21 protein-coding genes and 1 pseudogene are annotated in these 23,030 nt (G+C 55.2%); 19 read left to right on the top strand and 3 right to left on the bottom strand.

Going from position 1 to position 23,030, the window contains the following annotated elements; all coding sequences use genetic code 11:
• Positions 1-9 precede the first annotated feature (9 nt).
• The 10 genes from ACRZ91_RS00435 (at position 10) to ACRZ91_RS00480 (ending at position 9,299) form a co-directional block, all read left to right on the top strand.
• On the top strand, positions 10-1,623 hold the full coding sequence (locus ACRZ91_RS00435) for a GMC family oxidoreductase (RefSeq protein WP_480901810.1): 1,614 nt from the start codon (positions 10-12) through the stop codon (positions 1,621-1,623).
• Between the two features lie 3 nt (positions 1,624-1,626).
• Positions 1,627-1,911 (top strand): putative quinol monooxygenase, encoded by a 285-nt coding sequence (locus ACRZ91_RS00440; RefSeq protein WP_170652425.1) that lies wholly within the window; start codon positions 1,627-1,629, stop codon positions 1,909-1,911.
• Between the two features lie 356 nt (positions 1,912-2,267).
• Positions 2,268-3,284, top strand: a complete 1,017-nt coding sequence (locus ACRZ91_RS00445) for a sugar ABC transporter substrate-binding protein (protein ID WP_480901812.1) — start codon at positions 2,268-2,270, stop codon at positions 3,282-3,284.
• 144 nt (positions 3,285-3,428) lie between these two features.
• The gene (locus tag ACRZ91_RS00450; protein ID WP_480901814.1) at positions 3,429-4,949 is read left to right on the top strand and encodes a sugar ABC transporter ATP-binding protein; all 1,521 of its coding nucleotides are present in this window, start codon (positions 3,429-3,431) and stop codon (positions 4,947-4,949) included.
• Positions 4,946-5,977 (top strand): ABC transporter permease, encoded by a 1,032-nt coding sequence (locus ACRZ91_RS00455; protein ID WP_170538859.1) that lies wholly within the window; start codon positions 4,946-4,948, stop codon positions 5,975-5,977. Before ACRZ91_RS00450 ends, ACRZ91_RS00455 begins: the two co-directional genes overlap by 4 nt.
• Positions 5,974-6,996: an ABC transporter permease gene (locus ACRZ91_RS00460; RefSeq protein ID WP_480901816.1), complete on the top strand. Its 1,023-nt coding sequence runs from the start codon at positions 5,974-5,976 to the stop codon at positions 6,994-6,996. The genes ACRZ91_RS00455 and ACRZ91_RS00460 overlap by 4 nt, the downstream gene beginning before the upstream one ends.
• A 26-nt stretch (positions 6,997-7,022) precedes the next feature.
• The gene (locus tag ACRZ91_RS00465; protein ID WP_480901818.1) at positions 7,023-7,961 is read left to right on the top strand and encodes a sugar-binding transcriptional regulator; all 939 of its coding nucleotides are present in this window, start codon (positions 7,023-7,025) and stop codon (positions 7,959-7,961) included.
• 118 nt (positions 7,962-8,079) lie between these two features.
• Positions 8,080-8,454, top strand: coding sequence for a hypothetical protein (locus ACRZ91_RS00470; RefSeq protein WP_480901820.1), 375 nt, complete (start codon positions 8,080-8,082; stop codon positions 8,452-8,454).
• A gap of 246 nt (positions 8,455-8,700) precedes the next feature.
• Complete coding sequence (locus ACRZ91_RS00475; RefSeq protein ID WP_480901823.1) at positions 8,701-8,973, top strand: hypothetical protein; 273 nt, start codon at positions 8,701-8,703, stop codon at positions 8,971-8,973.
• Complete coding sequence (locus ACRZ91_RS00480; protein WP_480901825.1) at positions 8,970-9,299, top strand: hypothetical protein; 330 nt, start codon at positions 8,970-8,972, stop codon at positions 9,297-9,299. Before ACRZ91_RS00475 ends, ACRZ91_RS00480 begins: the two co-directional genes overlap by 4 nt.
• A 412-nt stretch (positions 9,300-9,711) precedes the next feature.
• Here the strand turns inward: ACRZ91_RS00480 and ACRZ91_RS00485 are convergent, their stop codons facing one another.
• Positions 9,712-10,293 (bottom strand): site-specific integrase, encoded by a 582-nt coding sequence (locus ACRZ91_RS00485; RefSeq protein ID WP_480901827.1) that lies wholly within the window; start codon positions 10,291-10,293, stop codon positions 9,712-9,714.
• Positions 10,294-10,846: 553 nt separating this feature from the next.
• Here ACRZ91_RS00485 and ACRZ91_RS00490 point away from each other — a divergent pair.
• The 3 genes from ACRZ91_RS00490 to ACRZ91_RS00500 all read left to right on the top strand — a co-directional run bounded on the left by ACRZ91_RS00490 (position 10,847) and on the right by ACRZ91_RS00500 (position 13,345).
• Positions 10,847-11,710 carry a hypothetical protein gene (locus ACRZ91_RS00490; protein WP_170609991.1) on the top strand — a complete coding sequence of 288 codons (864 nt, stop codon included), beginning with the start codon at positions 10,847-10,849 and terminating at the stop codon, positions 11,708-11,710.
• A 97-nt stretch (positions 11,711-11,807) separates the two neighbouring features.
• A complete protein-coding gene (locus ACRZ91_RS00495; RefSeq protein ID WP_170609993.1) occupies positions 11,808-12,053 on the top strand; it encodes a helix-turn-helix domain-containing protein in 246 nt (81 codons plus the stop codon).
• Positions 12,053-13,345: a type II toxin-antitoxin system HipA family toxin gene (locus ACRZ91_RS00500; protein ID WP_170609995.1), complete on the top strand. Its 1,293-nt coding sequence runs from the start codon at positions 12,053-12,055 to the stop codon at positions 13,343-13,345. The genes ACRZ91_RS00495 and ACRZ91_RS00500 overlap by 1 nt, the downstream gene beginning before the upstream one ends.
• Before the next feature lie 249 nt (positions 13,346-13,594).
• Here the strand turns inward: ACRZ91_RS00500 and ACRZ91_RS00505 are convergent, their stop codons facing one another.
• Positions 13,595-13,783: a hypothetical protein gene (locus ACRZ91_RS00505; protein ID WP_170770090.1), complete on the bottom strand. Its 189-nt coding sequence runs from the start codon at positions 13,781-13,783 to the stop codon at positions 13,595-13,597.
• On the opposite strand from ACRZ91_RS00505, the pseudogene ACRZ91_RS00510 reads away from it, so the two are divergent.
• Positions 13,762-14,748, top strand: a pseudogene (locus tag ACRZ91_RS00510) (IS3 family transposase); the annotation flags it as partial. The gene ACRZ91_RS00505 and the pseudogene ACRZ91_RS00510 sit on opposite strands and share 22 nt — an antisense overlap.
• A 373-nt stretch (positions 14,749-15,121) precedes the next feature.
• Here ACRZ91_RS00510 and ACRZ91_RS00515 read toward each other — a convergent pair.
• Positions 15,122-15,781, bottom strand: a complete 660-nt coding sequence (locus ACRZ91_RS00515) for a GntR family transcriptional regulator (protein WP_170770241.1) — start codon at positions 15,779-15,781, stop codon at positions 15,122-15,124.
• A 359-nt stretch (positions 15,782-16,140) separates the two neighbouring features.
• On the opposite strand from ACRZ91_RS00515, the gene ACRZ91_RS00520 reads away from it, so the two are divergent.
• From ACRZ91_RS00520 to ACRZ91_RS00540, 5 genes are all read left to right on the top strand, one after another.
• Entirely contained in the window at positions 16,141-17,160 is a 1,020-nt protein-coding gene (locus tag ACRZ91_RS00520) for a TRAP transporter substrate-binding protein (RefSeq protein WP_170609999.1), read from the top strand.
• A gap of 110 nt (positions 17,161-17,270) precedes the next feature.
• Positions 17,271-17,942 (top strand): TRAP transporter small permease, encoded by a 672-nt coding sequence (locus ACRZ91_RS00525; protein WP_170770243.1) that lies wholly within the window; start codon positions 17,271-17,273, stop codon positions 17,940-17,942.
• 32 nt (positions 17,943-17,974) lie between these two features.
• Positions 17,975-19,558, top strand: a complete 1,584-nt coding sequence (locus tag ACRZ91_RS00530) for a TRAP transporter large permease subunit (RefSeq protein ID WP_170610003.1) — start codon at positions 17,975-17,977, stop codon at positions 19,556-19,558.
• Positions 19,559-20,149: 591 nt separating this feature from the next.
• Entirely contained in the window at positions 20,150-21,979 is a 1,830-nt protein-coding gene (locus tag ACRZ91_RS00535; RefSeq protein ID WP_170610007.1) for a PfkB family carbohydrate kinase, read from the top strand.
• The gene (locus tag ACRZ91_RS00540; RefSeq protein ID WP_170610009.1) at positions 21,976-22,980 is read left to right on the top strand and encodes an alcohol dehydrogenase catalytic domain-containing protein; all 1,005 of its coding nucleotides are present in this window, start codon (positions 21,976-21,978) and stop codon (positions 22,978-22,980) included. The genes ACRZ91_RS00535 and ACRZ91_RS00540 overlap by 4 nt, the downstream gene beginning before the upstream one ends.
• Positions 22,981-23,030 lie beyond the last annotated feature (50 nt).

The following is a 23,030-nucleotide window of genomic DNA, read 5'->3' on the forward strand; positions in this document are numbered from 1 at the left end:
CAGGAATTCATGACCGACGCGCGGAAACTTGATGGGGATTACGACTATGTCATCGTTGGCGCGGGCACGGCGGGTTGCGTTCTGGCTAATCGCCTGACCGAGGATCCCAAGACGCGGGTCCTGCTGCTTGAGGCCGGCGGATCCGACAACTACCACTGGGTTCATATTCCGGTGGGCTACCTCTATTGCATTGGCAATCCGCGCACGGACTGGATGATGAAAACCGCGCCTGAGCCGGGGCTGAACGGGCGCTCTCTGGTGTATCCAAGGGGCAAGGTTCTGGGCGGATGCACCTCGGTCAACGGCATGATCTACATGCGCGGGCAGGCGGCGGATTACGATCACTGGCGGCAGCTGGGGAATACGGGCTGGGGTTGGGATGACGTGTTACCCTATTTCCTGAAGTCAGAGGATCACCACGCCGGTGACAGCGACATGCACGGTAGCGGAGGCGAATGGAAGGTTTCAAAGCAGCGGCTTCAATGGGACATCCTGAAAGCGGTCCAAGAAGGGGCCAAGGAATTCGGCATCCAGCCGCGCGCGGATTTCAACGACGGCAGCAACGAGGGTACAGGGTTTTTTGAAGTCAACCAGCAAAACGGTGTGCGCTGGAACACGACCAAAGGCTTCCTGCGACCGGCGATGAAACGTCCAAATCTGCGGGTGTTGACCCACGCGGAAACCGAAACTCTGCTATTTGACGGCAAACAGGTTACGGGCGTGCGTTATGTTCGTAAGGGCACGCGGTATGATGCTTTTGCCGGCGCCGAGGTTTTGCTGGCGGCTGGGGCAATCAACTCACCCAAGATTTTGGAACTGTCGGGTGTGGGACGCGGCGATGTGCTGGCCGAACATGGCATCGCTTTGCACCACGAAAGCCCTGGCGTCGGTGAGAACCTGCAAGACCATCTGCAGATCCGAACAGTTTTCAAGGTCCAAAACGCAAAGACTTTGAACACAATGGCGAACTCGTTGGTTGGCAAGGCCAAGATCGCACTGCAGTACGGGTTGACGCAATCAGGGCCCATGTCGATGGCCCCCAGTCAGTTCGGAATGTTCACAAAATCGAACCCTGATCTGGCCACGCCCGATCTGGAATATCACGTACAGCCCCTGTCGACGGACAAACTGGGCGACCCGCTGCATCCTTTCCCGGCCATCACCGTCTCGGTCTGCAATCTGCGCCCTGAAAGCATCGGAACCTGCCATATTCAGGGGGCGGAGACCAAGGTACAGCCCCATATTCGCCTGAACTACCTGTCGACCGACAATGACAAGCAGGTCGCCGCGAAATCCGTGCGGCAGGCGCGGATGATCATGACGGCAAAGGCGCTGGAACCCTATCAGCCCGAAGAAATCCTGCCGGGTCCGGCGATGGAATCCGAGGAGGATTTGGTGAAAGGCGTGGGGGATATTGCCACCACGATTTTCCACCCCGTCGGCACCTGCAAGATGGGCTCGGATGCCTCAGCCGTAGTGGGAATAGACCTTCGGGTGCATGGGCTTGATGGATTGCGTGTGGTTGATGCGTCGATCATGCCCAAGATTGTCTCGGGCAATACGGCCTCACCTGTTGTGATGATCGCTGAAAAAGCGGCGGATATGATCCGCAAGAGAGCTTGAAATATGAACGAGATTGTAATCATCGCACGCATCATTCCGGAAGACGGTCAGTCAGATTTAGTGCGAGCCGCCATCGAGGAATTGGCATTTGCCAGCCGTGAGGAGGCAGGCAACAAAGGCTATGATGTGTTCGTTTCACCCCACCGAAGGTCAGAGTTTCTGATCCACGAGATTTGGTCTGGCGCTCAGGCGATCATCAATCACGGGCGCATGTCACACATGGTCCGGTTCAAGGAGGCCGTAAACGGAAAGGCCCAAATTTCCGTTCAAAAGTTGGCGAAGCTTTAAGCGCTGCGGGATTCGTGTTTTCGATTTTTCGCAGAGTTTCAGAAAGGTTTTTCTCTCTTTTTCTAACCGGATTTCAGAGAGTCCGTTCGTCTGCCGAGTGTTTGAGTTCACTTGGATAAAATATTTATTATTATCAGTGTATTGCGGGATCATTAGGCTGATCTAGAACGTCAATTTTTTTCATTGAAGAGTCGTCAAGAAAGTTGACTCAGCAAGAGGAAATGATAATAATAACACTTACTGCAATAAATTTCAGTCTCGGTTCCTGAGGAGAGGTGCTGGCTGGGATCGCGGCTCCGTAGCGCACCGCTCCGGATCGACCGCACTCTGGAGAAAACAAAAGGGAAGAGAGAAATATGCAGCGGAGGAATGTACTAAAGGCGGGCCTGCTGGCAACGACACTGACGTTTGTAGGTGGGGCAGGGGCATTTGCCGAGGATGGCAAGCGGATCGCGTTCTTTGTGTCTGACTTGTCGAACGTGTTTCACCAGTCTCAGGCGGCCGAAGCAGAGCGCTATGCCAAGGAAAAATACGGGGCCGAGGTTGTGGTGTTTGACGGGCAGGCGGATTCTGCCGTGATGACCCAGAATGTCGATCAGGTTGTTGCGGGTGGTTTCGATGCCGCCACATTGCATATTTGGGATGCCGAGGCCGCGACGCCCGGCGTTGAAGACGCGCTGGCCGATGATGTCGTGATGACCTCGTTCTTCAGCCCAATTACCGATACCGGCATCCCGACCGCGCGCAGTGACGAGGCGGCGGTGTCTTTCGAAATGGGCGCGCAGATGGCGAAAGCTTGGAAAGAGGCGCATCCCGACAAGCCCATCGTGATGGTGCAATTGGGTTGGCCGAACCATACCGAGGTGAATTCGGGCCGGACCGCGCCTTTTGCCGAAGGAGTACTGTCGGTTGACCCGGATGCGGAAAATCTGGGCGCGCTGGATTCGAGCAAGGGTCAGGAAGCTGCGAAACAGATCATCGTAGACCTGCTGACGCAGCGGCCCGAAGTAAACTTGATTTACTCCGAGGCCTCTAACTTGACCGTTGGCACAATGGCCGGTCTGGCGCAACTAGGGCGCGGTAAGTTCGACAACGGAAAGCCTCTGACCGAAATCGTGGCGAGCGTCGACTTTGACTCGGTCGAGTTCGACCAGGTCTATGACCCGAATTCCAGCCTCAAAGTCTCGATGGGTCTGCCGCCGGTTGAAACCGCACAGGGCCGCATTGACCTGATCATGGATGTGCTTGATGGTAAGGTTCAGCCAACCTCGGACACTGCTGAAGAATTCTTCTACAAGGCCTACACCGTGTCCTACTGGTCGATGCCGAAAGAAGAGGCCGAACAGTGGCTGAAAGATCAATTCGGCGGCTGACCGGCTGATCTGTCATTCGTCCAACATCGGGATCTGCGTATGGGTCCCGGTGTTGGTGGCAAAACAATCAAACTTGGATAAGCTGACATCAAGGCGCGGCCATTTTGCGCCTTCTGGAACGGCGCGGGCAAAAAGGGGATGATCGTGCAGAATGCTTTTGCCGAAAACGCGCAGGAAAAAGCACTATCTGTCAGAGAGTTGACCAAGGACTATCCTGGCGTGCGGGCTGTGGATACCGTGTCTTTCGATATTGAACGCAACACCGTGCATTGCCTTGTCGGCGAGAACGGGGCCGGAAAATCGACCATTGTAAAGATGCTGACCGGCGCGCTGGCCCCGACCAGCGGTTCGATGGCCATTCTGGGTCAGAGTTTTGAGCCGAACAGCACGCAGGACGCCCGCGAAAGCGGTGTGGGGACGCTGTTTCAGGAACTGCATGTGGTCGATCAGCTGACCGTTCTTGAGAACCTGACCTTGGGGATGGAGGCCAGCCGGTTTGGCTTTTTAGTCAAGTCCAACCTTGAAGATCGTGTCGTCGAAACCCTTGCCGCGATAGAACCGACGATTGACCCCAAAGCGCGTGTTTCATCGCTGAGTGTGGCGCAGAAACAGATTGTCGAGATTGCCCGCGCGGCCTCTTCCGGGGCTAGTATTATCATTATGGATGAACCCACCGCTGCCCTGTCGGAGCGCGAGGTTGAACGGCTTTTTGGGGTCATCCGCCGTCTGCGGGACTCGGATGTGACGGTCATCTATATCTCGCATAAATTGGATGAGATTTTTGAGCTGGGCGATAACGTTACCGTCCTGCGCGATGGCAAGCACATCGCTACAAAACCTCTGGCAGACGTGAATGGTCGCCCAGAGTTAATCGAGATGATGGTCGGCCGTGCGATTACCCATGAATATGAACCGCGTGGTGAGATCGCGGGTAAACCGGTGCTAACGGTCAAGGGGCTGACCAACCACCTGCTCAAAGACGTGTCTTTTCACGTGAAAGGGGGTGAGATCGTCGGCTTTTACGGTCTGGTCGGCGCAGGTAAGACCGAGGTTGCGCGCGCCATCTATGGGGCCGACAAAGCCGACGGGCGGATCGATTTCAAGGGCCGCAAACGTGCGGCTTCTCCCAAGGAGGCTATCGCCGCAGGCATCGCTCTGGTGCCCGAGGAGCGGCGTACGCAGGGTCTGTTCACCGAACTCACGATCCGGCGCAACATTCCGATCATGAACATCCGTAAACTGGCCAGTTTCGGTGTTTTTCAGGATGAGCGTGAGAAAGAAGTCGCCCGCGAATATGTCGGCAAGCTGGGGATCGCAACGAATTCGATTGAGAAATATGCCGAGAAACTCTCGGGCGGGAACCAGCAAAAGGTGGTCCTGTCGAAATGCCTGTTTGCAGATGCGGATATGCTGTTGCTCGACGAACCCACACGCGGCGTCGATGTGGGCGCGAAATCCGAAATCTACGACCTGATCCGCGATCTGGCCAACAATGGCCGAGCGATCTGCATCTTTTCATCCGAACTCGAAGAGGTGCTGGGTATCTGCGACCGGGTATTCCTGATGTACGACGGGCGCATCCAGGCTGAAATCAAGAACGGGACAGAGGTCGACATTCAGCATATCCTGAATGTTGTAACCGGCGGGGGCGGTGAAAACAAATGACCGATCAGGCAGTTGCAGGCCGCAGGCTGGCCAAACAGGACAACAGGCTGAGCGATGAGATGTTCATCACGTCTCTGGTGGCCGGGGCCGCTGTGGCGTTGTTCCTGCTGGCGTCCATTCTGGTGCCGAATTTCTTTCAGTTTCAGAATGTTGTGAATCTGGTGACAAACAACTGGGCGGTGATCTCGCTGGGCGTTGGGGTCACGTTCCTGCTGGTCTCGGGCAATTTCGACCTGTCGGTCGGAGGTATCGTGGCGCTGTCCGGCGTGCTGGCTGTGTGGTTCGCGCAGGCGACGGATGGGGCCAACGCGCTGTCTTCGGGCTGGGGAATGCCCACGTGGCTGGCAATGGTCTGCGCGCTGATCGGCGCGATGTCGATCGGAGCCGTCAACGCCGCCTTTGTGGTCGCGCTGCGGGTGCCGTCGATCATTGTCACGCTGGGCACGATGATGCTGGCGCGCGGGATCGCTCAGGTGGTCACGCAAGGTTCGCAACGCAACACCAACCTGCCGGCGGATTTCGGGACATTGGGGAACATGACCATGTTCGGCACCTCGATCAAACTGCCGGTGGTGCTAATGGCGACCCTGATCCTTGTGGCGGTGTTTGTCGAACGCAAGACCGTCTTCGGGCGGCTAACTTATCTGATCGGCGCCAACCCCGTCGCCTCGCGCCTGTCGGGGGTCGACAATGCGCGGCATGTGGTCAAGCTATACCTGTTCAGCGCAGTGATGGCTGGGGGGGTGGGTATCCTGCTCGCGTCCGAGTTCAAATCCGGGTTCTCGAACCGCGGCACATTGATGGAGTTTGACGCGCTGGTGATCTCATTGCTGGGCGGTGTTGCAATCGCGGGTGGGTTCGGCTCTGTCATCGGAATGTTCTTTGGCGCGATCATTCTGGCGACAGTGACTTCGGCGGCCACTGGGTTGGTGCTGTCGCCAGACTGGCAATTCACTCTAAAAGCCATCGCCGTGTTCATTGCGATCATGGCCCAGACATGGGCCCTGGCCCGGAGGCATGCGGGATGACCGATTTGACCCAATCCCCACATTCCGGTGACCGGCTAAAACGGTTCCTGAAAGACTACTACATCTATTTGGTCCTGATCCTTGTGGTCGTAGTGCTCAGCACCGCCAATCTGGACAAGTTCCCGCTGTTCGAGCGCGGCAACTTCCTGAGTGAGCGCAATATCATCAACATCCTGCGCGTTTCGGCCCCGATCCTGACGCTTGCAGGGGCGTTCACGCTGCTGATGATCTCGGGCTATATTGACCTTTCCGTGGGTAGCGCCATGAGCCTAAGCGCGGTGGTCTATGCCCTGTTGGCCATCAACGGTGTACCCTTTGTGCCTGCCTTTCTGGCAACAGTTTTCGTCGGCGTTCTGTTGGGTGCGATCAACGGCTTTCTTGTGATCCGATTAAAGATTACGCCGGTGATCGCCACGCTGATCACACTGAGTCTCTATAAAGGTATCGCACTATTGTTGGTCGAAGATGGCGTTTCGGCCATCAAATCCAGCGGAGGGTTGAAAATGCCGGGTTGGTTTAACGACTATGGTCGCGATGGCGTCTTTTTGGGTCTGCCTTGGGCATTCTGGGTCGCCATTTTGGTCACGATCGCAATGATTGTCGCGCAGGATCGGATGAAGTTGGGGAAATACGCGGCAGCGACTGGGGGCAATTCAATGGCGGCGAAATTGTCGGGCATTGATACAGCGCGGACAGTGATCATCCTTTACGTGCTGGTTGGCATCTGCGCTGCATTGGCTGGGATCGCGCGGTCCAGCTTTATGTCGCTGGGCGATCCATTGTCAGGTGACGGTATGGAGTTAACCGCTATACTTGTAGTTCTGTTGGGTGGTACTGCCTTCAGTGGCGGTGAAGGGCGTGTTCTGAAGTCCTTTATTGGGGCTCTGATAATTATGTCTCTAACCGTCGGAATGTTGACACTGGTGCCCGCCTATTTCCAAACTCTTGTAGTGGGAGCCGCGTTGTTGCTGGCAGCGGCGTCGAACCATTTGGTGAGCAGAAAGGACAGTGAAAGTTGAACGCAAGCGGACCTGACCCAAAAACCGTGCGCCTGATTGCACGTGTCCTGACCCTGCATTTTCATGAAGGTCAATTGCAGGCCGAGATCGCAAAAAATCTAAGGTTGTCGACTGCAAAAGTTAACCGGCTTATCAAGCAGGGCCGCGAAATGGGTATGGTCGAATTTCGTATTCACAGCCCGTTTCAGCGGTTGTTCAATCTGGAAAACCAACTGAAACAGCGATGGTCCGGTGTTGAATTTCTTGTGGTCGATACCGTCACCGAGAATGCGGGTACCACGCTGAATTTGGTCGGTAAGGCGGCAGCTCAGCATCTTCAGGACATTGTGAAAGAGGACGATGTCATCGCAATTTCGGGAGGCAAAGCCCTGAGCGTTGTTGCCAATCACCTCCAACCTCAAGGAGCTACGTCGAACATTGTCATACCAATGACGGGCGGTGTTCAGGGACAGCACTATACAGACGTAAACCATCTGGCAACGCGCATTGCAGATGGGCTTGGCGGTACGGCAACTCTTATCCACATTCCATTGCACGCAGATACCAAGGAAGAGCGCGACATGCTCCTGTCGGTCCGTGCGGTCAGCGATGTGCTCAATCAGGCACGGAACGCAAATGTCTCGTTATTGGGGCTGGGTGCAGTAACCGATGAGGATGCGACCTACTACAAAGCTCATCCGTTGTCTGACGAGGAACGGGTAAAGCTGTACAACAGCGGAGTTAGGGCTGAACTGCTCGGGCATCTGGTCGATTGTGAAGGAGAGTTGTGCAGTAGTGAGCTTAACTCCAGACTTGTCAGCCTACCGCTTTTAGACGCCAAGTTGGTTCCAATACGAATTGGCGTAGCGAGCGGTAAAGAGAAAGTTGAACCGATCTTAGCTGCATTAAATGGCCAACATATTAACACGTTGGTGGTTGATGAGGTAACGGCCCAATCAGCATTGGATAGTGTGAAAAATAGATAGCATCTCTGCTTCCCCCAGCTCTTCTGAGTGCCTGTATTGCTCTTAGGCAGAACTGACTGGGTTTATTAGACCTAACAGCTCTCGATCGCAGACGCGTGAGATACGCTGGTGCAGATGCTTGGGCAACAAATCCGCTTTACCTCTCTCAATTTCCTCGAGAAACTTCAAAAAAAACGGTGCCATCTATAATCTTTTTGCACGTTTCAACGCGACGCCGTTGTTTGGTCGCCCGGGCCTAACCGGCGCATTGCGCCAAAAGGCAATCAGAATAGCGAACTACGCCTTCGAAGATGCGATGTACCGAATGGAATTACAAAATCTAACAAGAGCAAGAGAGAGATGGGACGTCGAAGCCTACGTGAATAAGACGATTTCTAGTGACATGATCCCAATTGGAACAGGTTATGGTCTGTCCTTGCTGGAGGCTTTCATGATCCACGAAGCTCTTCACATCGCGATGGGTGCTGATGAGGAAGAAAACCAGTCTGGCTAACGTATCTTTGTAAGTCTTTTGAATGGTACATCAGCTATACCAACTGCCTTGGTGGAATTAGCGAAGACCAGCCGGGCCGGAACATCGCGGTCCGTCTGGCACCTAATACTCTTGTAGGGCTAACTCACCCGAGACTGCGGTCGATCATCGAACTCGATTGATTAGGGTGGTTACTTCCCTACAGCGAAGCTAAGAACCTTTGCAGACTGCGTTGCATCGCGCACAGGGGTGCGGGGGAGGGCACACGTGAAGCGACAGGGCATGCCGCTTGGCATAGGTAGACAGAAAGAACGGCTTGATCGTGAGAGTAGGTATAGACCTGAGTACATGACTTCGGAGGGCAACAACCTGCTCATCAAGGGCAACAACCTGCTGGCGCTGCATTCACTAAAGGCGCGCTATGCAGGTGGTCCGTTTCCTTTTTCTACTCTTGCTAGTTTGCCGGGACTGGAGAAGGTCTCTCCCCACCACTGGGGCAAAAAGTCACGAAAAGCCGACCAATTCGAGAATATACGATGACGCGACTTCACTACATCCTAATAAGTTTCTTCGGTGCCGCTTCGATTTTGGGCATTGCAACGCAGAATAGCGACGAGTTTCTTGTTGCCTATCTCGGAGTAATCGTACTTGCCGTATGTGGGTTATTTGTTTGGGGTGGTGTGAAGTTCGTTCGCTATACTCAGAGCAGACTAGATGCTGACATGGTGGTCGAAAGGTTGAAGGTAGCCGCCTTGGTTCTGTTCTTTGTTGTTTCGCCCGTAGCCTTCATCCTCGTGTTGGATGTTCGCGATGGCGGAAGCCGAAGTTTCGATGCCGATACGCAATATGACTATCTAAGAAGGTAGTGTCTTAACGGTCGATACTTGGTACACAGCGCAGTTAAGAAAGCACCATGAAACTTAACAACAAGTCGCCTGACCACTACATTGCTAGTGCATCATGTTTGGCAATTTGACTGCAATCAAACACGACTGTTAGGACAAATAGATTACTGCAGATGCACTTCGCGCATCGTACCGAACTTTGCAGGCATTCGACTTGCTGCCATCCGACCTTGATAACTGCACACATAACGCGGCGTTTATCGTTGCGTACTTTCTTAGTCATGGGCGGCATGGAAAAGATTGGCCCGGACAGCAGAGCGGAGGTCATAGAAAAAGTGACTTCCATAGTGCTCGAAGCAGTGCGGATTGAAGCTGGCCACTTTGCTTTGAAGATGGAAGAGGCCATGCGGAATGGCCCCGACCCGAGTATCGGTCAGTTGGCTTTGTCAATGGTGATGCGGTCAATGGCCTCTTTCAATTGGGCCAGCGTGTAGCCTTCCCGATTATAGACCTCTTGCTTGACACCTGATCGTGCATTGCCAACGATGCATTGCACAATAGGTTCGGGAACATCCGCTTGGCTCAGTCGTGTTACGACTGTATGGCGAAGGCAGTGAAATACTAGCGCGGGTTCCTTAAGCCCTAGCTTAGGCAGAAAACTCTCATTGCACCAGCGCCCCAAGGTTCGACCATAGCCACCGTTGGCGTTGTAGTTGTAGTCTGGGAATAACCGGGTGCCATTCGATCTTCTGTCCACGAATTCGAGGAAGCCTACGCCGATCAAATCCGGGTGTACCGGGACTTTCCGTCGAGCTGCAGTTGACTTTGTACGTTTGTTGTCGTCGTCACCTTCATCCATGATGTTGAGGAACCATACGCTGCATTCCTGCTGCATTGCGCTTACAGCTTTCTCGAAATAACCCTTGTCGTTCAGCCGTTCCGAGTATTTGTCGAGCGAAGCCTTGAAGTACCGATGCACCATTGATCGGATTTGGTCTTGTCTTAGTCGTGGCACGTTCTCTTGATCCGGTATTAATCGACCGCAAGATGCTAGAAATCGCGCCAGATCACTAGCCCTATGCGGGCATCGGGTACGCAGCGATATTCTGACAGATGTTCTCTTTTGCTCAGAAGACGGAGGGATAGGCCAGCGGAAGTAATAAACGCCGTGTCTTGAATGGCTTAGGTAGGATGACTGCATCATTGTAGGTGTGTCCCACTTTGTGTCACACCCGAGCACCACAGGGCTAAGTCAATGATTTAGAATGAAATGGAGGCGAGTACCGGAATCGAACCGGTGTACACGGATTTGCAATCCAGAAAGAACGGACGCGAAAACAAAGGTTTAAGGGTGCAAAACACCCCCTGACAAAGAGTGAACAAAAAGCGAAAGTTTCAAAGCCAAATTCGCCGGTTCAAAACGAAAAAGGCCCCGTCACAGCGGCAACTGTGAACCGGGGCCAAATAGAAAAAGCCTGTCAGCTTTCGAAGTACGTTAGCATGATCCACTACCGCTTCGCAAACGCTCAGTCGGCTTTTTCGCGACCTCTGACCGGAGAGGTGGCCCAATGAGCTGGCGCATCGCAAACGAATGCGCAGAGCGTCGCTTTGGCAGTGCCGCGCGCAAACAGATCATCATGTTTCTCGCAGACAAGGCGAGCGATGACGGTTCGGGCATCTGGTGTTCCAAGGGGACGATCCAGCGCCACACAGAGCTCAGCGAGAGCACGGTCAAGCGCACTATCATCGACTTCCTGCGGGAAGGCATTCTGATCGAGACTGGGCGGCGGCAGTGTAAGAACGGCTACACCGTTATTTACCGCATCGTTCTGGAACGCGTGGCCGCGCTTGAGCCCACGGCTGAGCCCGACATTGAGACGGGGGTCACTGTGAACCCCGTCCAGCCTGAACCCGGTACGGGGTCCACGGTGAACGGGGTACGGGGTTCACGGTGGACCCCAAACCATCCTAAAACCATCCATAAACCACCTACGCGCAGGCGCGAGGCGGAGGAGGAGGTTGAAGATCTTGAAGCTGAGAAGATCTTGGCGGCCTATCCAGAAGACAGGATCCGAGACCGGCGGACCAGTCTGCTTTTGATCGCGGCAGCTGTGAAGGCCGGGGTGAAGCCCGATGACCTGCTTCAGGCGGTCAAAGCCTATGCCAAGGAAAGCGAGGGCTACACGCGCAGCAAGGTCTGTTTCTCGGACAATTGGTTCAAGATGCGCCGATGGGAGAAGGGGCTCGCCCAGATACAGGCCGATCGCGAGAAGGCGCGAGAGGCCGAAGCCAAAGGGCGCGCCAGCCTTGCCGAATGGATCCACGAGCGCCATCCCCTGTGCCGCCACATCACAAACCGGCAGATTGAGGATTTGATTGCGTCAAAGTTGGTGACGCCTGAGCAAGTTCGAGCTGCAGGGCTGCAGGCATAAGTGCGGCTCGATTGTTACGCCATGGCGCAAAAAGTAGATATTTACGTTGCAGCGTAATTTGTTTTAATTTACGCTGTGCCGTAAAAGGAGCCACACCATGGACCTCACAGCACGAACGGCCGAGCAGATCGGCGAGGCACTTCGCCGGACGCGCAAAGCGCGCGGCTGGACCCAAAGCGACATCAGCGCGCGTACGAATTTGCGCGTCGCGACGATTTCGTCGCTGGAAAACGGTGACGCGGGAACCAAGCTCGCAACGGTGCTCGCTGTCATGGCGGCACTTGGGCTTGAGTTCCGATTGGTGGAGCGCTGCGGTTCGCTTGAAATTGAGGATATCTTCTGATGGCCAAACGCGGGCGTAGCGGTACGATGCAGGTGCTTCTGAATGGAAGGCTGGTTGGGGCTTTGCGTCTCGCGGGTTCGGGCGCAATCAGCTTCACTTATGATCCGGATTGGTTGGCGTGGGAACATGCCATGCCCATCTCGCTGTCCCTGCCTTTGCGCGAAGAGGCGCACCAAGGCGGCCCTGTCATTGCCTACCTGGAAAACCTGCTGCCGGACAATCAGGCGATACGTGAACGCGTTGCCGCTCGTGTGCGTGCTGGCGGCACGGACGCATGGCACATGCTGGAGAAGATCGGACGCGATTGCGTGGGAGCCTTACAGTTCGTTTCGGGTGAGGTTCCCGAGGTTGGTTCACTCGAGGGGGAGCCCGTATCCGAGGCACAGATTGCGGATATGTTGCGCAACCTCGCGAGCGCTCCGCTCGGCCTGGATGAGGAAGACGACTTTCGCATTTCTATCGCAGGGGCACAGGAGAAAACAGCGCTGTTGCGCCATGAAGGCACGTGGATCCGTCCATCGGGACTTACCCCCACAACCCATATCCTCAAGACCCAGCTTGGTGTCCTGCCTGCAGGGATCGATTTGTCCGACAGCGTCGAGAACGAGTATTTCTGCATGAGCTTTTGCCGTGCCATGGGCATGGATGTCGCGGAGGTCGAGATTGCCGACTTTGAAGACGTGCGGAGCCTTGTCGTGACGCGGTTTGATCGGCGCTGGACCAAAGATGGCCGCTTGATCCGCCTCCCGCAGGAAGACTTTTGCCAGGCGCTCACAGTTCCACCCAGTCAGAAATATCAAATGGATGGCGGGCCGGGGATCACCGAAGGGATCGGGTTGCTGACTGGCAGTGATGACCCTGAGGCGGATCAGCGCGTGTTTTTCCGCGCGCAGGTGCTGTTTTGGCTTTTGGGAGCAACCGACGGGCACGCCAAGAACTTCAGCATTGCATTGCGTCCTGGCGGGTTCCGTATGACCCCGCTTTATGATGTGTTGAGTGCCCAAAAAGCGGTGGATGACGGTCAAATTCGCCAGAACCGGATGCGCCTCGCGATGGCGGTCGACGGTCACTACCGGATCAACGAGGTGGTGCCGCGCCATTTCCTTCAGGCTGCAAAGGCGGCTGGCTACGGTGTGGCGCTGGCGGAAGAAGTCTTGTCGGGCATCGCGGCGGAGCTTGAACCCGCCTTGGACAAGACACTCGCAGACTTGCCGGATGGGTTTCCACAGCCATTGGTGGAAGTTATTGTTGCTGGAGTACGACGTCGGGCGGCTGCCTTTCATGCCGTATGATCCGCAGATCATATTTCCGCTTTATGATCGGTAGATCATATTGGCTTCGAGCAATCTGCAGTCCCGATGCAGATCTTGAAACTTCCTATGCCAGTTTTGATCGGCTAGCTCAGAGACGGATAGCCAAGCTCAGATCCTCTACGCCGCGTTTCTGATTGCTGAACATAAGCGGGCAACCGTGTCAGACGCGGAGCAAGCACCGCTCCAACAAGAAAATTCCCCTGCGCCAGCGCATTCCTCGCGAGGCAATTATCCCGCTGACATCCCCTTGGTGCCCGCTTTGGCCATGTTCATCGAAACACTCAAAGTGAGGATTGAAAATTGGCTACGCAAACTCTGAAACTGAACGTCAAATCCGGCGAAAAAGACGGCAAGAACTTCTGGGACCGCTGCGGTGTCCTCTTCGTCAACACCGACGACAGCGGCAACATCCCGCATCTGAAAAGCTGGAGATCATCCGTTTGGTTGAGCAGTCACATCTGCCAACCAAACGAACCCTGGATAAGCTCGGCATTCCCAAATCCACATTCTATCGCTGGTATGATCGGTATCTGGCGGGCGGTCCGGAGGCCCTGGAGGATCGCAGTCCCAGACCTTCACGGGTCTGGAATCGGGTTCCCGACCCGGTTCGTCAGAGGATCGTGGATCTGGCTCTGGCGGAAAGCGAGCTATCGCCTCGGGAGCTGGCCGTGCGCTTCACCGACACGGCAAAATACTTTGTCTCAGAGTCTACGGTGTATCGTGTTCTCAAAGAGCAGGATCTGATCACCAGCCCAGCTCATGTGGTTTTGGCAGCTGCAGACGAGTTCAAAGACAAGACGACAGCCCCAAACCAGCTTTGGCAAACCGACTTCACTTACCTGAAGGTGATTGGTTGGGGTTGATTCTATCTCAGTACGATCCTGGACGACTACAGCCGCTACATCATCGCCTGGAAACTCTGCACCACGATGAAGGCGGCCGACGTCACCGACACGTTGGATCTGGCCCTGCAAGCTTCCGGCTGTGATCAGGCAACGGTCCTGCACAAGCCAAGACTGCTAAGCGATAACGGGTCCAGCTACATCTCGGGTGAACTGGCCGAATGGCTTGAAGATCAGCAGATGGAACACGTCCGGGGCGCACCGTATCACCCGCAAACCCCGGGCAAGATCGAACGCTGGCATCAGACCATGAAGAACCGGGTTCTGCTGGAAAACTATTTCTTGCCCGGCGACCTGGAACGTCAGATCGGCACCTTCGTCGATCACTACAATCACAGGCGCTATCACGGGAGCCTACAAAACCTCACGCCCGCAGATGTCTACTTCGGGCGCGGGCAAACCATCCTAAAACAACGAGAAAGGATCAAACGAAAGACCATCGAAACGCGACGCTTGCTTCACCGCAAATCCGCCGCATAATCACACCAACCAGATGAGCCAGATCCTCTCTTAGATCAAGCCCCTCTCAGGCCCAAAACCCCTGACGACGGACAGGTGATACCCTCATGGCTTCCCGGCTGCCATCCCAGCATACGGCCACCTTTTCAGGAGAAACCTGACCTTCAAAGGCCTATGGCAGAACCAGCACGGGGTGCCCGGACCCAACGGCTGCATGTTCAACAAGCTTTGCGCGATCATGAACTGACCGCTTCTCATGCTTTGGGTAGCCGGCGTCGCCATCTATCGATCGGACCACATCCGCCTCCGTAAGAACGGTGACTGCGGGTTTAAGATCAGCAGCCGATGCGAATCCCTCGCGATCAAGGCGCAGAACGTTAGGGCGGAACGCCATTTACTGACGAGTGTCAGGAAACAAACAGGTTACCATTTGCTCGTAAGCGCGATTGATATCGCTTGAAAGGCAAGAACGCGCTTCCGACTTATTGCCTTCTTTGATCGCTGACAGCAACTGTAAGTGGATTTCGTTCGAAATCTGCAGGTGACCTCGGATATTCAGAAGATGAAAATAGGGGGATACGCGTAGCCACAGGTTGCGAATGATCTCGAGCGCGACAGGATTTCCCGATTGCTCGTAAATCGTAAAGTGGAACAAGTAGTTAGAATGTATGAAACCATGATTGTCAGACGCTTGTTCGGCTTGGACCATTTCCGTGAGATGATCTTCCAGTGACCGAATGAATTCTGGCGTCTGATTGTCGATCGCCCGAGACAGTGCTGCTGGTTCAATTTCGCAGCGCACATCTCGAAGATATCTCAAGTCCTGTCGTTCGAGTTTAGGGACTCCCATGGACCGACCTGACAGGTGTGTCAGTGCCCCACTATGGGCTAGTCGCGCCATCGCTTCGCGAATTGGCATAGGGCTCACACTAAGCGCCTCACTCAACGTTGCGACCGTTACGGGCTGACCAGGTTCTAGCCCGCCTTCGAGGATAAGCTCGCACAGTTTACTAAACACGATATCCTGCAGGTTTTCGCGCTTGAGCGGCTGCATTTTTGAAAGGTCATGCATGTATTTTTTATATGCCTCGCATACCGCTTTTGTCCATCCTAAATTTTATCATTGACCTTTGATCAAATATCAAACATGAATTATCAAGACGCGCGGCAAATCCAAAGGAGGGCTGTTTGCTGCACGTTGCCAGATTGTTTGCCTTAGGCGGCGCCGCCTGTTTGCGCCGCCGATAGGAGATACGGCCCGGACGTTGCGTTCCTTCCGGGGAGGTGACGTTGGGCAGGATGCTCCCGTGAGGAGGTGCAAATCTGTCGCAGATACCGCTGCTGTCGACATGGCGGCTGAAACACCCGGCCTAGTTATTTGGCCTGCAAAAAAAGTAAAAAGGAGAGGAACTCATGATCAAAGATTTAACCAAAACCCTTCTGGTAGGTCTCGCCGTTACCGCTGCGGGTGCCACGACGGCCGCCGCACAAACGACGCTGCGTATCCAGAACCACCTGGGGCAATCGTCACCTTACGGCGTCGCAATCCAGAAGTTTGTCGAAGACGTAGCCACCATGTCGGACGGCACGCTTCAGATCGAGATGTTCTATTCGTCGGCGGTGGTTCCGACCACGGAAACTTTTGACGCCGCAAAAAACGGAATCATCGATTGTGACATGACCAACGGCGGCTACCAAGTAGGTAAGAATGCGGCATTCCAGTTTGTCGCAGATACGATGGGCGGCTACGATACGCCGCTGCAACTCATGTCTTGGATCTATCAGGGCGGTGGCAGAGAAGCGATCAACGAACTTTATGCGACTCATAACATGACCTACATTGGGGGCCATGTTGGCGGTCATGAATCGCTGAACTCCTCTCGTCCGCTGAACGGTATCTCTGATCTGGAAAACTTCAAGTTCCGTTCGCCTCCGGGTATGGAATCAGACATCTTCTCCAGCCTCGGCGCCAAGCCTGTCGTCATGGATTTCACCGAGATCGTCACGGCGCTTGAGTCGGGCATCATCGATGGCGCCGACGCGTCGACGCTTGCGACCAACCTGAACATCGGCATTTACGATGTTGCCAAGCACACCACCTACCCGGGCTTCCACTCGATGTCGGCAGACCACCTGGCATGCCGCTCCGATGTCTGGAACGCACTGTCGGACCAGCACAAGACAATCATCGAAGTGGCTGAAAAGGCGCTGGCGATGGAAGTGATGATGTCGACGCTGATCCAAAATGGTGAGGCGCTGCAGAAATTGCCCGAGATGGGTGTGACCACATACAACTGGTCGGAAGAAGACCGTGCGACTTTCCGAAACGCTGCGTTGGCCGCGTGGAAGGATTGGGGTGCTAAATCCCCCGAAGCTGGCAAGCTGGTTCAAAGCCACGTCGAATTCCTTCAGCGCATCGGCCTGCTGGAGTGACTTCGCAGAGGTGAAAAAATTGAAAACCACCGGCGGTTCCCGCCGGTGGCACTTATAAAAACCGAACCCAAACGCTGGTGAATACGCGTTTACGCTGGGAGGCCAAGAAAATGACCGAACATGAAAAGACAGGTCTGCTGGATCCGATCACATGGGGCATCAGCCGAGTTGCAATGTGGCTCCCGGCATTCATCGTCTCGATCATCTTTCTGGAAGTCGTTTTACGCTACCTATTCTTGCGGCCAACGCTATGGGTCAATGAGACCTCGCTTTGGGTCGCGGGCGCTGTGTATCTGATGGCCGGTCTCTACTCTATGCAGCAGCGTAGTCACATCCGGATATTCATTCTCTATGATTTGGCACCGCTCTGGCTGCGGCGGATTTTCGATATCCTCTCAACCTTCTGCGTGTGCATTTTCGCGGCGGCGCTGATTTGGGGCGGATACAATGAGGCCGTTGAAAAACTCCTGAGTTGGGAGCGGTACGGCACGAAGTTCAATCCACCGATACCGGCCACCATCAAACCACTCATCCTAATCACAATGGCGCTCTTGGCGCTCCAGGCGATTTCTAACCTGATTTACGATTGGAACACCGAACAGGGAGAGAAACACTACGGCGAAGAGGACTTCGAAGAGCTGCTCGAAGACCTCGCTGAAGATCATCTGGATGCACGCCCGGCGGGAATAGCGGCGGACCATGAAGACTGGATTGACGGCGCATCAGAAGGAGAAGTCCAGGATAGCGACGACTTCTCCCCTTCCGACAGCAAAAAAGAATAACCCCGAGAAGCGCGGAAAGGAAAGACGCAATTATGGACATTGGAACGATTTCGCTCGTCTTGCTGGTAGGAATGCTCCTCCTACTTGCGATTGGTATGCCGCTGGGATTTGCCTCAGGTTTTCTGGCCGTTGTCGTCATGGTCATGAAGTTTGGCCCCGACCTCCTCTTCGGTCAATTTGGCACCGGTCCGCTGAATATTCTGCTTCAGCGAATTTACGGGATTACGACAAGTTATGTCCTGGTCTCAGTGCCGCTGTTCATATTCATGGCGAACTTGCTCGAACGTTCAGGCATCGCGCGGGACATGTACTCGACCCTCGACGTTTGGCTTAATCGCACCCGCGGTGGAGTTGCCGTCGTCACCGCGCTCATGGCGATTGTCATGGCGGCAATGTCCGGCATCATCGGTGGCGAGGTGGTGCTTCTGGGACTGATCGCGCTGCCACAAATGTTACGGCTTGGCTACAATCAGAACCTTGCAATCGGAACCATCTGTGCCTCCGGCTCTCTGGGGACAATGATTCCGCCGTCAATCGTTCTGATTTTCTACGGCCTGGTTACCGACACGTCCATCCATGCGCTGTTCCAGGCAGCCTTTGTCCCGGGATTCATACTCGCGTTCTGCTACATTGCGTACATTTTGATCCGAACCCGAATCCAACCTGATCTGGCGCCTTTACCAGAGACTTCCGAGAATGACTTGTCAGGTGAAGAAAAGCGTTTGTACGGCCTCGCCCTGATTGCCATGATCGTCGGCACAGGGTCCTTGATCTTGTCCCTGCGTGCGGTCTTCTTCAACACGCTCGGGACGATTGAGATTGACACGAGCTATGTATCCCTTGGCTTCATGATCAAGTCCGCCATTCTTTCGGCCGCGCTTTTTGCCTACCTCATGTTCGTTGTTGGTCTTGAAAGAGCCAAGACAGCTTGGGAATACGGCAAGGGCATGGTTGCGCCTCTCCTGATCGTTTTCGTGGTCCTAGGCTCCATCTATGGCGGAATAACCGGGATCACCGAGGCCGCCGGAATCGGTTCGGTTGCAGTGCTGTTGCTGATCATTTTCCGCGGTGAATTCTCTTGGGTTCTGCTACGCGAAGCGTCGATGCGAACGTTCAAATCCACCGGGACAATCATATGGGTGACAATCGGCGCGACTGCGCTCGCCGGTGCCTATACGATCGCCGGCGGCCCGACCTATGTAGCCAACCTGATCGTTGGGCTGGAGATGCCGACGCTTGGCGTGCTACTGATCATGATGCTGGTGTTCCTGTTTATGGGCGCCTTTATGGACTGGACCGGAATCGTGCTGCTGGTCATGCCCGTTTTCCTTCCGATCGTCCTCAAGCTTCCTTGGGAGGAACTGGGGTTGACCGGTGGGCTTGACTCGCAGTTGGCGGTTCAAGTCTGGTTTGGCGTGCTGTTTTGCGTGAACATGCAGGTCAGCTTTCTGTCACCACCGTTCGGCGGCGCGGCCTTCTATCTTAAGTCCGTTGCTCCTCCGCACATCACGCTGCCGGATATTTTCAAGAGCTTTCTGCCCTTCATAGGCATTCAGATCATGGTGCTGATGCTCATCCTCCTGGTTCCGCAAATCACGACCCTGTTTCTTCACTAGAGGCAAGTCGGGCCTCCGTTTCCTCCCAGACGGGGGCCCGAGAATCTCTGGTGTGGGGGGAGAGATGGAGAAAAACGAACCAGTTCGCAAACGCATCGGTACGCCTTCGTTCAATCAGTTTCCTGCATTTGGGCGTACGGAAGACCGGTTCAATCGAACAGACGCCGCCGCTTGAAAACAGGGGTCTCCTAAAGGCTTTTTTGCCCTGCAACGGTTGATGGAAGCCGTCTTCTCAAGAGGCCTGCACGAGCATGTGCAGGTTCTTCAGCGGATAGAAAGTTTTGAGGTGGAGGGCTTTCTTCGGCCATTGACAATTAGAATGATCTTTGATCAAATATCAAAGAGATAAATTCAACACATGCCCGGCAGATCCAAAGGAGTAGGCTTTGTTGCAGACACTCGCGAAGAAAACCGCGCTCACCACAACGTTGACCAGCATCGAAGGCGCAGCGGTAGAGGTGGAGTCACAAAAAATCCTTTTCTTGAAACGCTTTATCGGAAACCACCGGCGGGCCGAGGCACCAAGTATGGTGACGGCCTTAACCTCGCGGCCCGATTGTGCCGCTTGAGCCGAACCTCGGAGTTTAAAACATGGTGCAAGCCCCTAATGCCGTCTTTCTTGGTCGGATCGCCGTCGATCTCTATGGCGAGCAATTTCACAGTCCTTTGGAGGAAACCCGAAGTTTTGCACGTTACCCGGGTGGCTCCAGTGGCAACATGGCAATAGCAGCGGCGCGAGCTGGCGCAACGGTCGGGCTGATTTCGGCGGTCGGGAACGATCCAATGGGCCGCTACCTGATGCGTTCATTGCGTCGAGAAGGCATTGATACACGTGCCATGACCGTGAATGGGGACCGGAGAACGGCCCTAGCTTTTCTTGGCATGCTCAACGGCGAGGCCGACCAGCTGGACTTCTACCGGGCCAATTCTGCGGACGCGTGTATCGAGTTTGACAAGATCCCGACGGATTACTTTGTGAACGCCCAGTTCCTAGCGCTAACCGGGACTCATGTGGCCGACGCGGAGGCTTGGCGAGCGGCCTCGCCGATTGTGGATGCTGCTGAGGCGGCAGAGGTGCCCCTGGTGTTGGATATCGATTTACGCCGCTCATTATGGTCGGAATTCCAACTCGGGCTGGAAGGGTCAGTGGCGCGCGTGCGCGACCTGCTGCCTCGGGTTTCCATAGTCGTTGGCAACGAAGAGGAGATAGCGCTGATCCTTTCCGGTGACATAACACTTCCCGCCGATGTCACGGTGGTCAGAAAGCTCGGGCCGAACGGGGCGCGCTGGTCGGGAGCCGATGCCGAATTTCAGGTTGCAGGGCACAAAATCGATGTCGTCAATCCGGTAGGAGCAGGGGATGCGTTCTTAGGCAATCTTACTGCCGCGTTGCTTGTCGGCGCGTCGCCACAGGTGGCGTTGGCCAGAGGTAACGCCGCCGGAGCGCTGGTGGCCACGAGGCATGGCTGTGCAACGGAAATGCCTTATCCCGACGAACTCGACCTCTTCCTGGATGGAGTTGCCCAGGATGATCCGGAGCTGAGTCAACTGCACCGAGCGCACAGTAGGCCGCCGCTGGAGCTACCTGTGCTGGCTCTGGCATGTGACCATCGAAAGCCCTTCGATGAGCTCGTAAGAAAACACAATCGGCCGCACGAACACGCCCAACGTTTTAAAAACCTGGTCTTCAAGGCAATGCGCTTGGGAGCAAAGGGCGTAACGGGGATGCAGTCCGGTATGCTCATGGACCCGAAATATGGGCAAACCGTGCTCGACCGGCTTGCGGACGACGGTATCTGGACCGGGCGTCCCATCGAGGTGACCGGATCGCGCCCCTTGATCTGCGAAGCGGGGCACGCGCTGGCACAAGACGTTGCGAGCTGGCGTCCGGGACAGGTTGCCAAAGTTCTGGTCTGGTATTCTCCTGACGATCCCGACGAGCTGCGCGCTCAGCAGATCGACACGCTGAAGTATCTCCAGGCGTCCTGTCGCGCCGCAGGCGCTGAATGGATGCTGGAACTCGTGCCACCGCTCAACATGCCGCGCGATGGCGAAACCCTCATCCGGGGCGTGTCTCAGTGCTACGAAACCGGATTGCGGCCCGACTGGTGGAAATTGCCCGCGCTGACCACTTCGGACGGTTGGACGCAGTTGGACGAGACGATCCGCGAACACGACGACACCTGTCGAGGAGTGATTGTGTTGGGGCTGAACGAACCCGCTGATTTGCTTGAGGCTGCATTGCGCCTCGCCGGTAAGAGTGCCTGCTGTCAAGGTTTTGCGATTGGCCGGACAATTTTCGGTGGTCCCGCAGAATCGTGGTTTTCCGGCGACATCGACGACGCGGAAGCGGTGGACCGCATGGCTGTCACTTACAAACGACTGATTGAATTTTTTCTGGACGGGAGGAGTATGAAATGATGCAAGGTGTCACCAAGCGCAGCGAAAAAGCCGGGGATGTCGACCTCGTGGAGTGGCCCGAGCCGGTCGCACGACCCGATCATGTGGTTCTTGACGTGGCCGCCGCAGGTATCTGCGGCACGGACCTTCATATCTACCGCAACGAATACAATGTGAAACCGCCTGTTGTGATGGGCCATGAGGTCTGTGGCAGAGTCGTCCAAACTGGAGAAGGAGTTGACAAGGCTCTGATCGGGCAGCGCTTTGTTGCCGAAACCTTCTTTTCAACTTGCGAAACCTGTCGCTATTGCCGGAGCGGGAGGCCCAATCTTTGTCTCGATCGTCGCTCCATCGGAAGCCACGTTAACGGTGCAATGGCGCCATTAGTTGAAGTCCCGGTTGGCAGTTTGCACTGCGTGCCGGCGGCGATGTCAGATGCCGCTGCCAGCCTCGCCGAGCCGGTGGCCTGCGTCACAAACTCGATGTTTGGTACACACGGATATGTCGAACCGTCGCAGCCCACCTTGGTGATTGGACCCGGGTCTATCGGACTGATTGCAGCACAGGTGGCCGCCGCGCAAGGAGCGGATGTCACCGTTCGCGGGACAGATCGCGACGCACTTCGCCTTGATCTGGCCCAGAAACTTGGCTTCAACGTTTCGAAAGTTGGCGATGGCTTGCCGCATAACCGCTTTGAGACGGTGATCGAATGCTCCGGCAATGCTCTTGGATACGCCGATGCGATCAGGTTTGCGGCGCGTACCGGGCATATTGTGCAAATGGGATTGTCGGGGAAATCCTCGGACCTGCCGTCGGATCTTATTTGCTACAAAGAGCTCACGATCACCTCTGGTTTCGCCTCAACGCCGCGTTCGTGGCACAGGGCCATGGCGCTGATGAACTCCGGCGCTATCGACCTTGAGAGCCTTGTCACGGATGTATTTCCATTGTCCGACTGGCGAAGCGGCTTTGACCGATCTTTCGCCGCAGATGGCGTGAAGTTCGTTCTCGCTAACTTGTAAACTCAATTACTATTCCGAAGTACCTGCGTGGCACTGCCTTAGGAAACCAG

It is taken from the genome of Ruegeria sp. O11 (assembly GCF_056535285.1).

Coding starts and splice junctions, on each gene's coding strand:
- ACRZ91_RS00435 (WP_480901810.1), top strand. CDS start 10: ATGACCGACGCGCGGAAACTTGATGGGGATTACGACTATGTCATCGTT.
- ACRZ91_RS00440 (WP_170652425.1), top strand. CDS start 1,627: ATGAACGAGATTGTAATCATCGCACGCATCATTCCGGAAGACGGTCAG.
- ACRZ91_RS00445 (WP_480901812.1), top strand. CDS start 2,268: ATGCAGCGGAGGAATGTACTAAAGGCGGGCCTGCTGGCAACGACACTG.
- ACRZ91_RS00455 (WP_170538859.1), top strand. CDS start 4,946: ATGACCGATCAGGCAGTTGCAGGCCGCAGGCTGGCCAAACAGGACAAC.
- ACRZ91_RS00460 (WP_480901816.1), top strand. CDS start 5,974: ATGACCGATTTGACCCAATCCCCACATTCCGGTGACCGGCTAAAACGG.
- ACRZ91_RS00480 (WP_480901825.1), top strand. CDS start 8,970: ATGACGCGACTTCACTACATCCTAATAAGTTTCTTCGGTGCCGCTTCG.
- ACRZ91_RS00490 (WP_170609991.1), top strand. CDS start 10,847: ATGAGCTGGCGCATCGCAAACGAATGCGCAGAGCGTCGCTTTGGCAGT.
- ACRZ91_RS00495 (WP_170609993.1), top strand. CDS start 11,808: ATGGACCTCACAGCACGAACGGCCGAGCAGATCGGCGAGGCACTTCGC.
- ACRZ91_RS00500 (WP_170609995.1), top strand. CDS start 12,053: ATGGCCAAACGCGGGCGTAGCGGTACGATGCAGGTGCTTCTGAATGGA.
- ACRZ91_RS00505 (WP_170770090.1), bottom strand. CDS start 13,783: ATGCGGGATGTTGCCGCTGTCGTCGGTGTTGACGAAGAGGACACCGCA.
- ACRZ91_RS00515 (WP_170770241.1), bottom strand. CDS start 15,781: ATGCAGCCGCTCAAGCGCGAAAACCTGCAGGATATCGTGTTTAGTAAA.
- ACRZ91_RS00520 (WP_170609999.1), top strand. CDS start 16,141: ATGATCAAAGATTTAACCAAAACCCTTCTGGTAGGTCTCGCCGTTACC.
- ACRZ91_RS00525 (WP_170770243.1), top strand. CDS start 17,271: ATGACCGAACATGAAAAGACAGGTCTGCTGGATCCGATCACATGGGGC.
- ACRZ91_RS00530 (WP_170610003.1), top strand. CDS start 17,975: ATGGACATTGGAACGATTTCGCTCGTCTTGCTGGTAGGAATGCTCCTC.
- ACRZ91_RS00535 (WP_170610007.1), top strand. CDS start 20,150: ATGGTGCAAGCCCCTAATGCCGTCTTTCTTGGTCGGATCGCCGTCGAT.
- ACRZ91_RS00540 (WP_170610009.1), top strand. CDS start 21,976: ATGATGCAAGGTGTCACCAAGCGCAGCGAAAAAGCCGGGGATGTCGAC.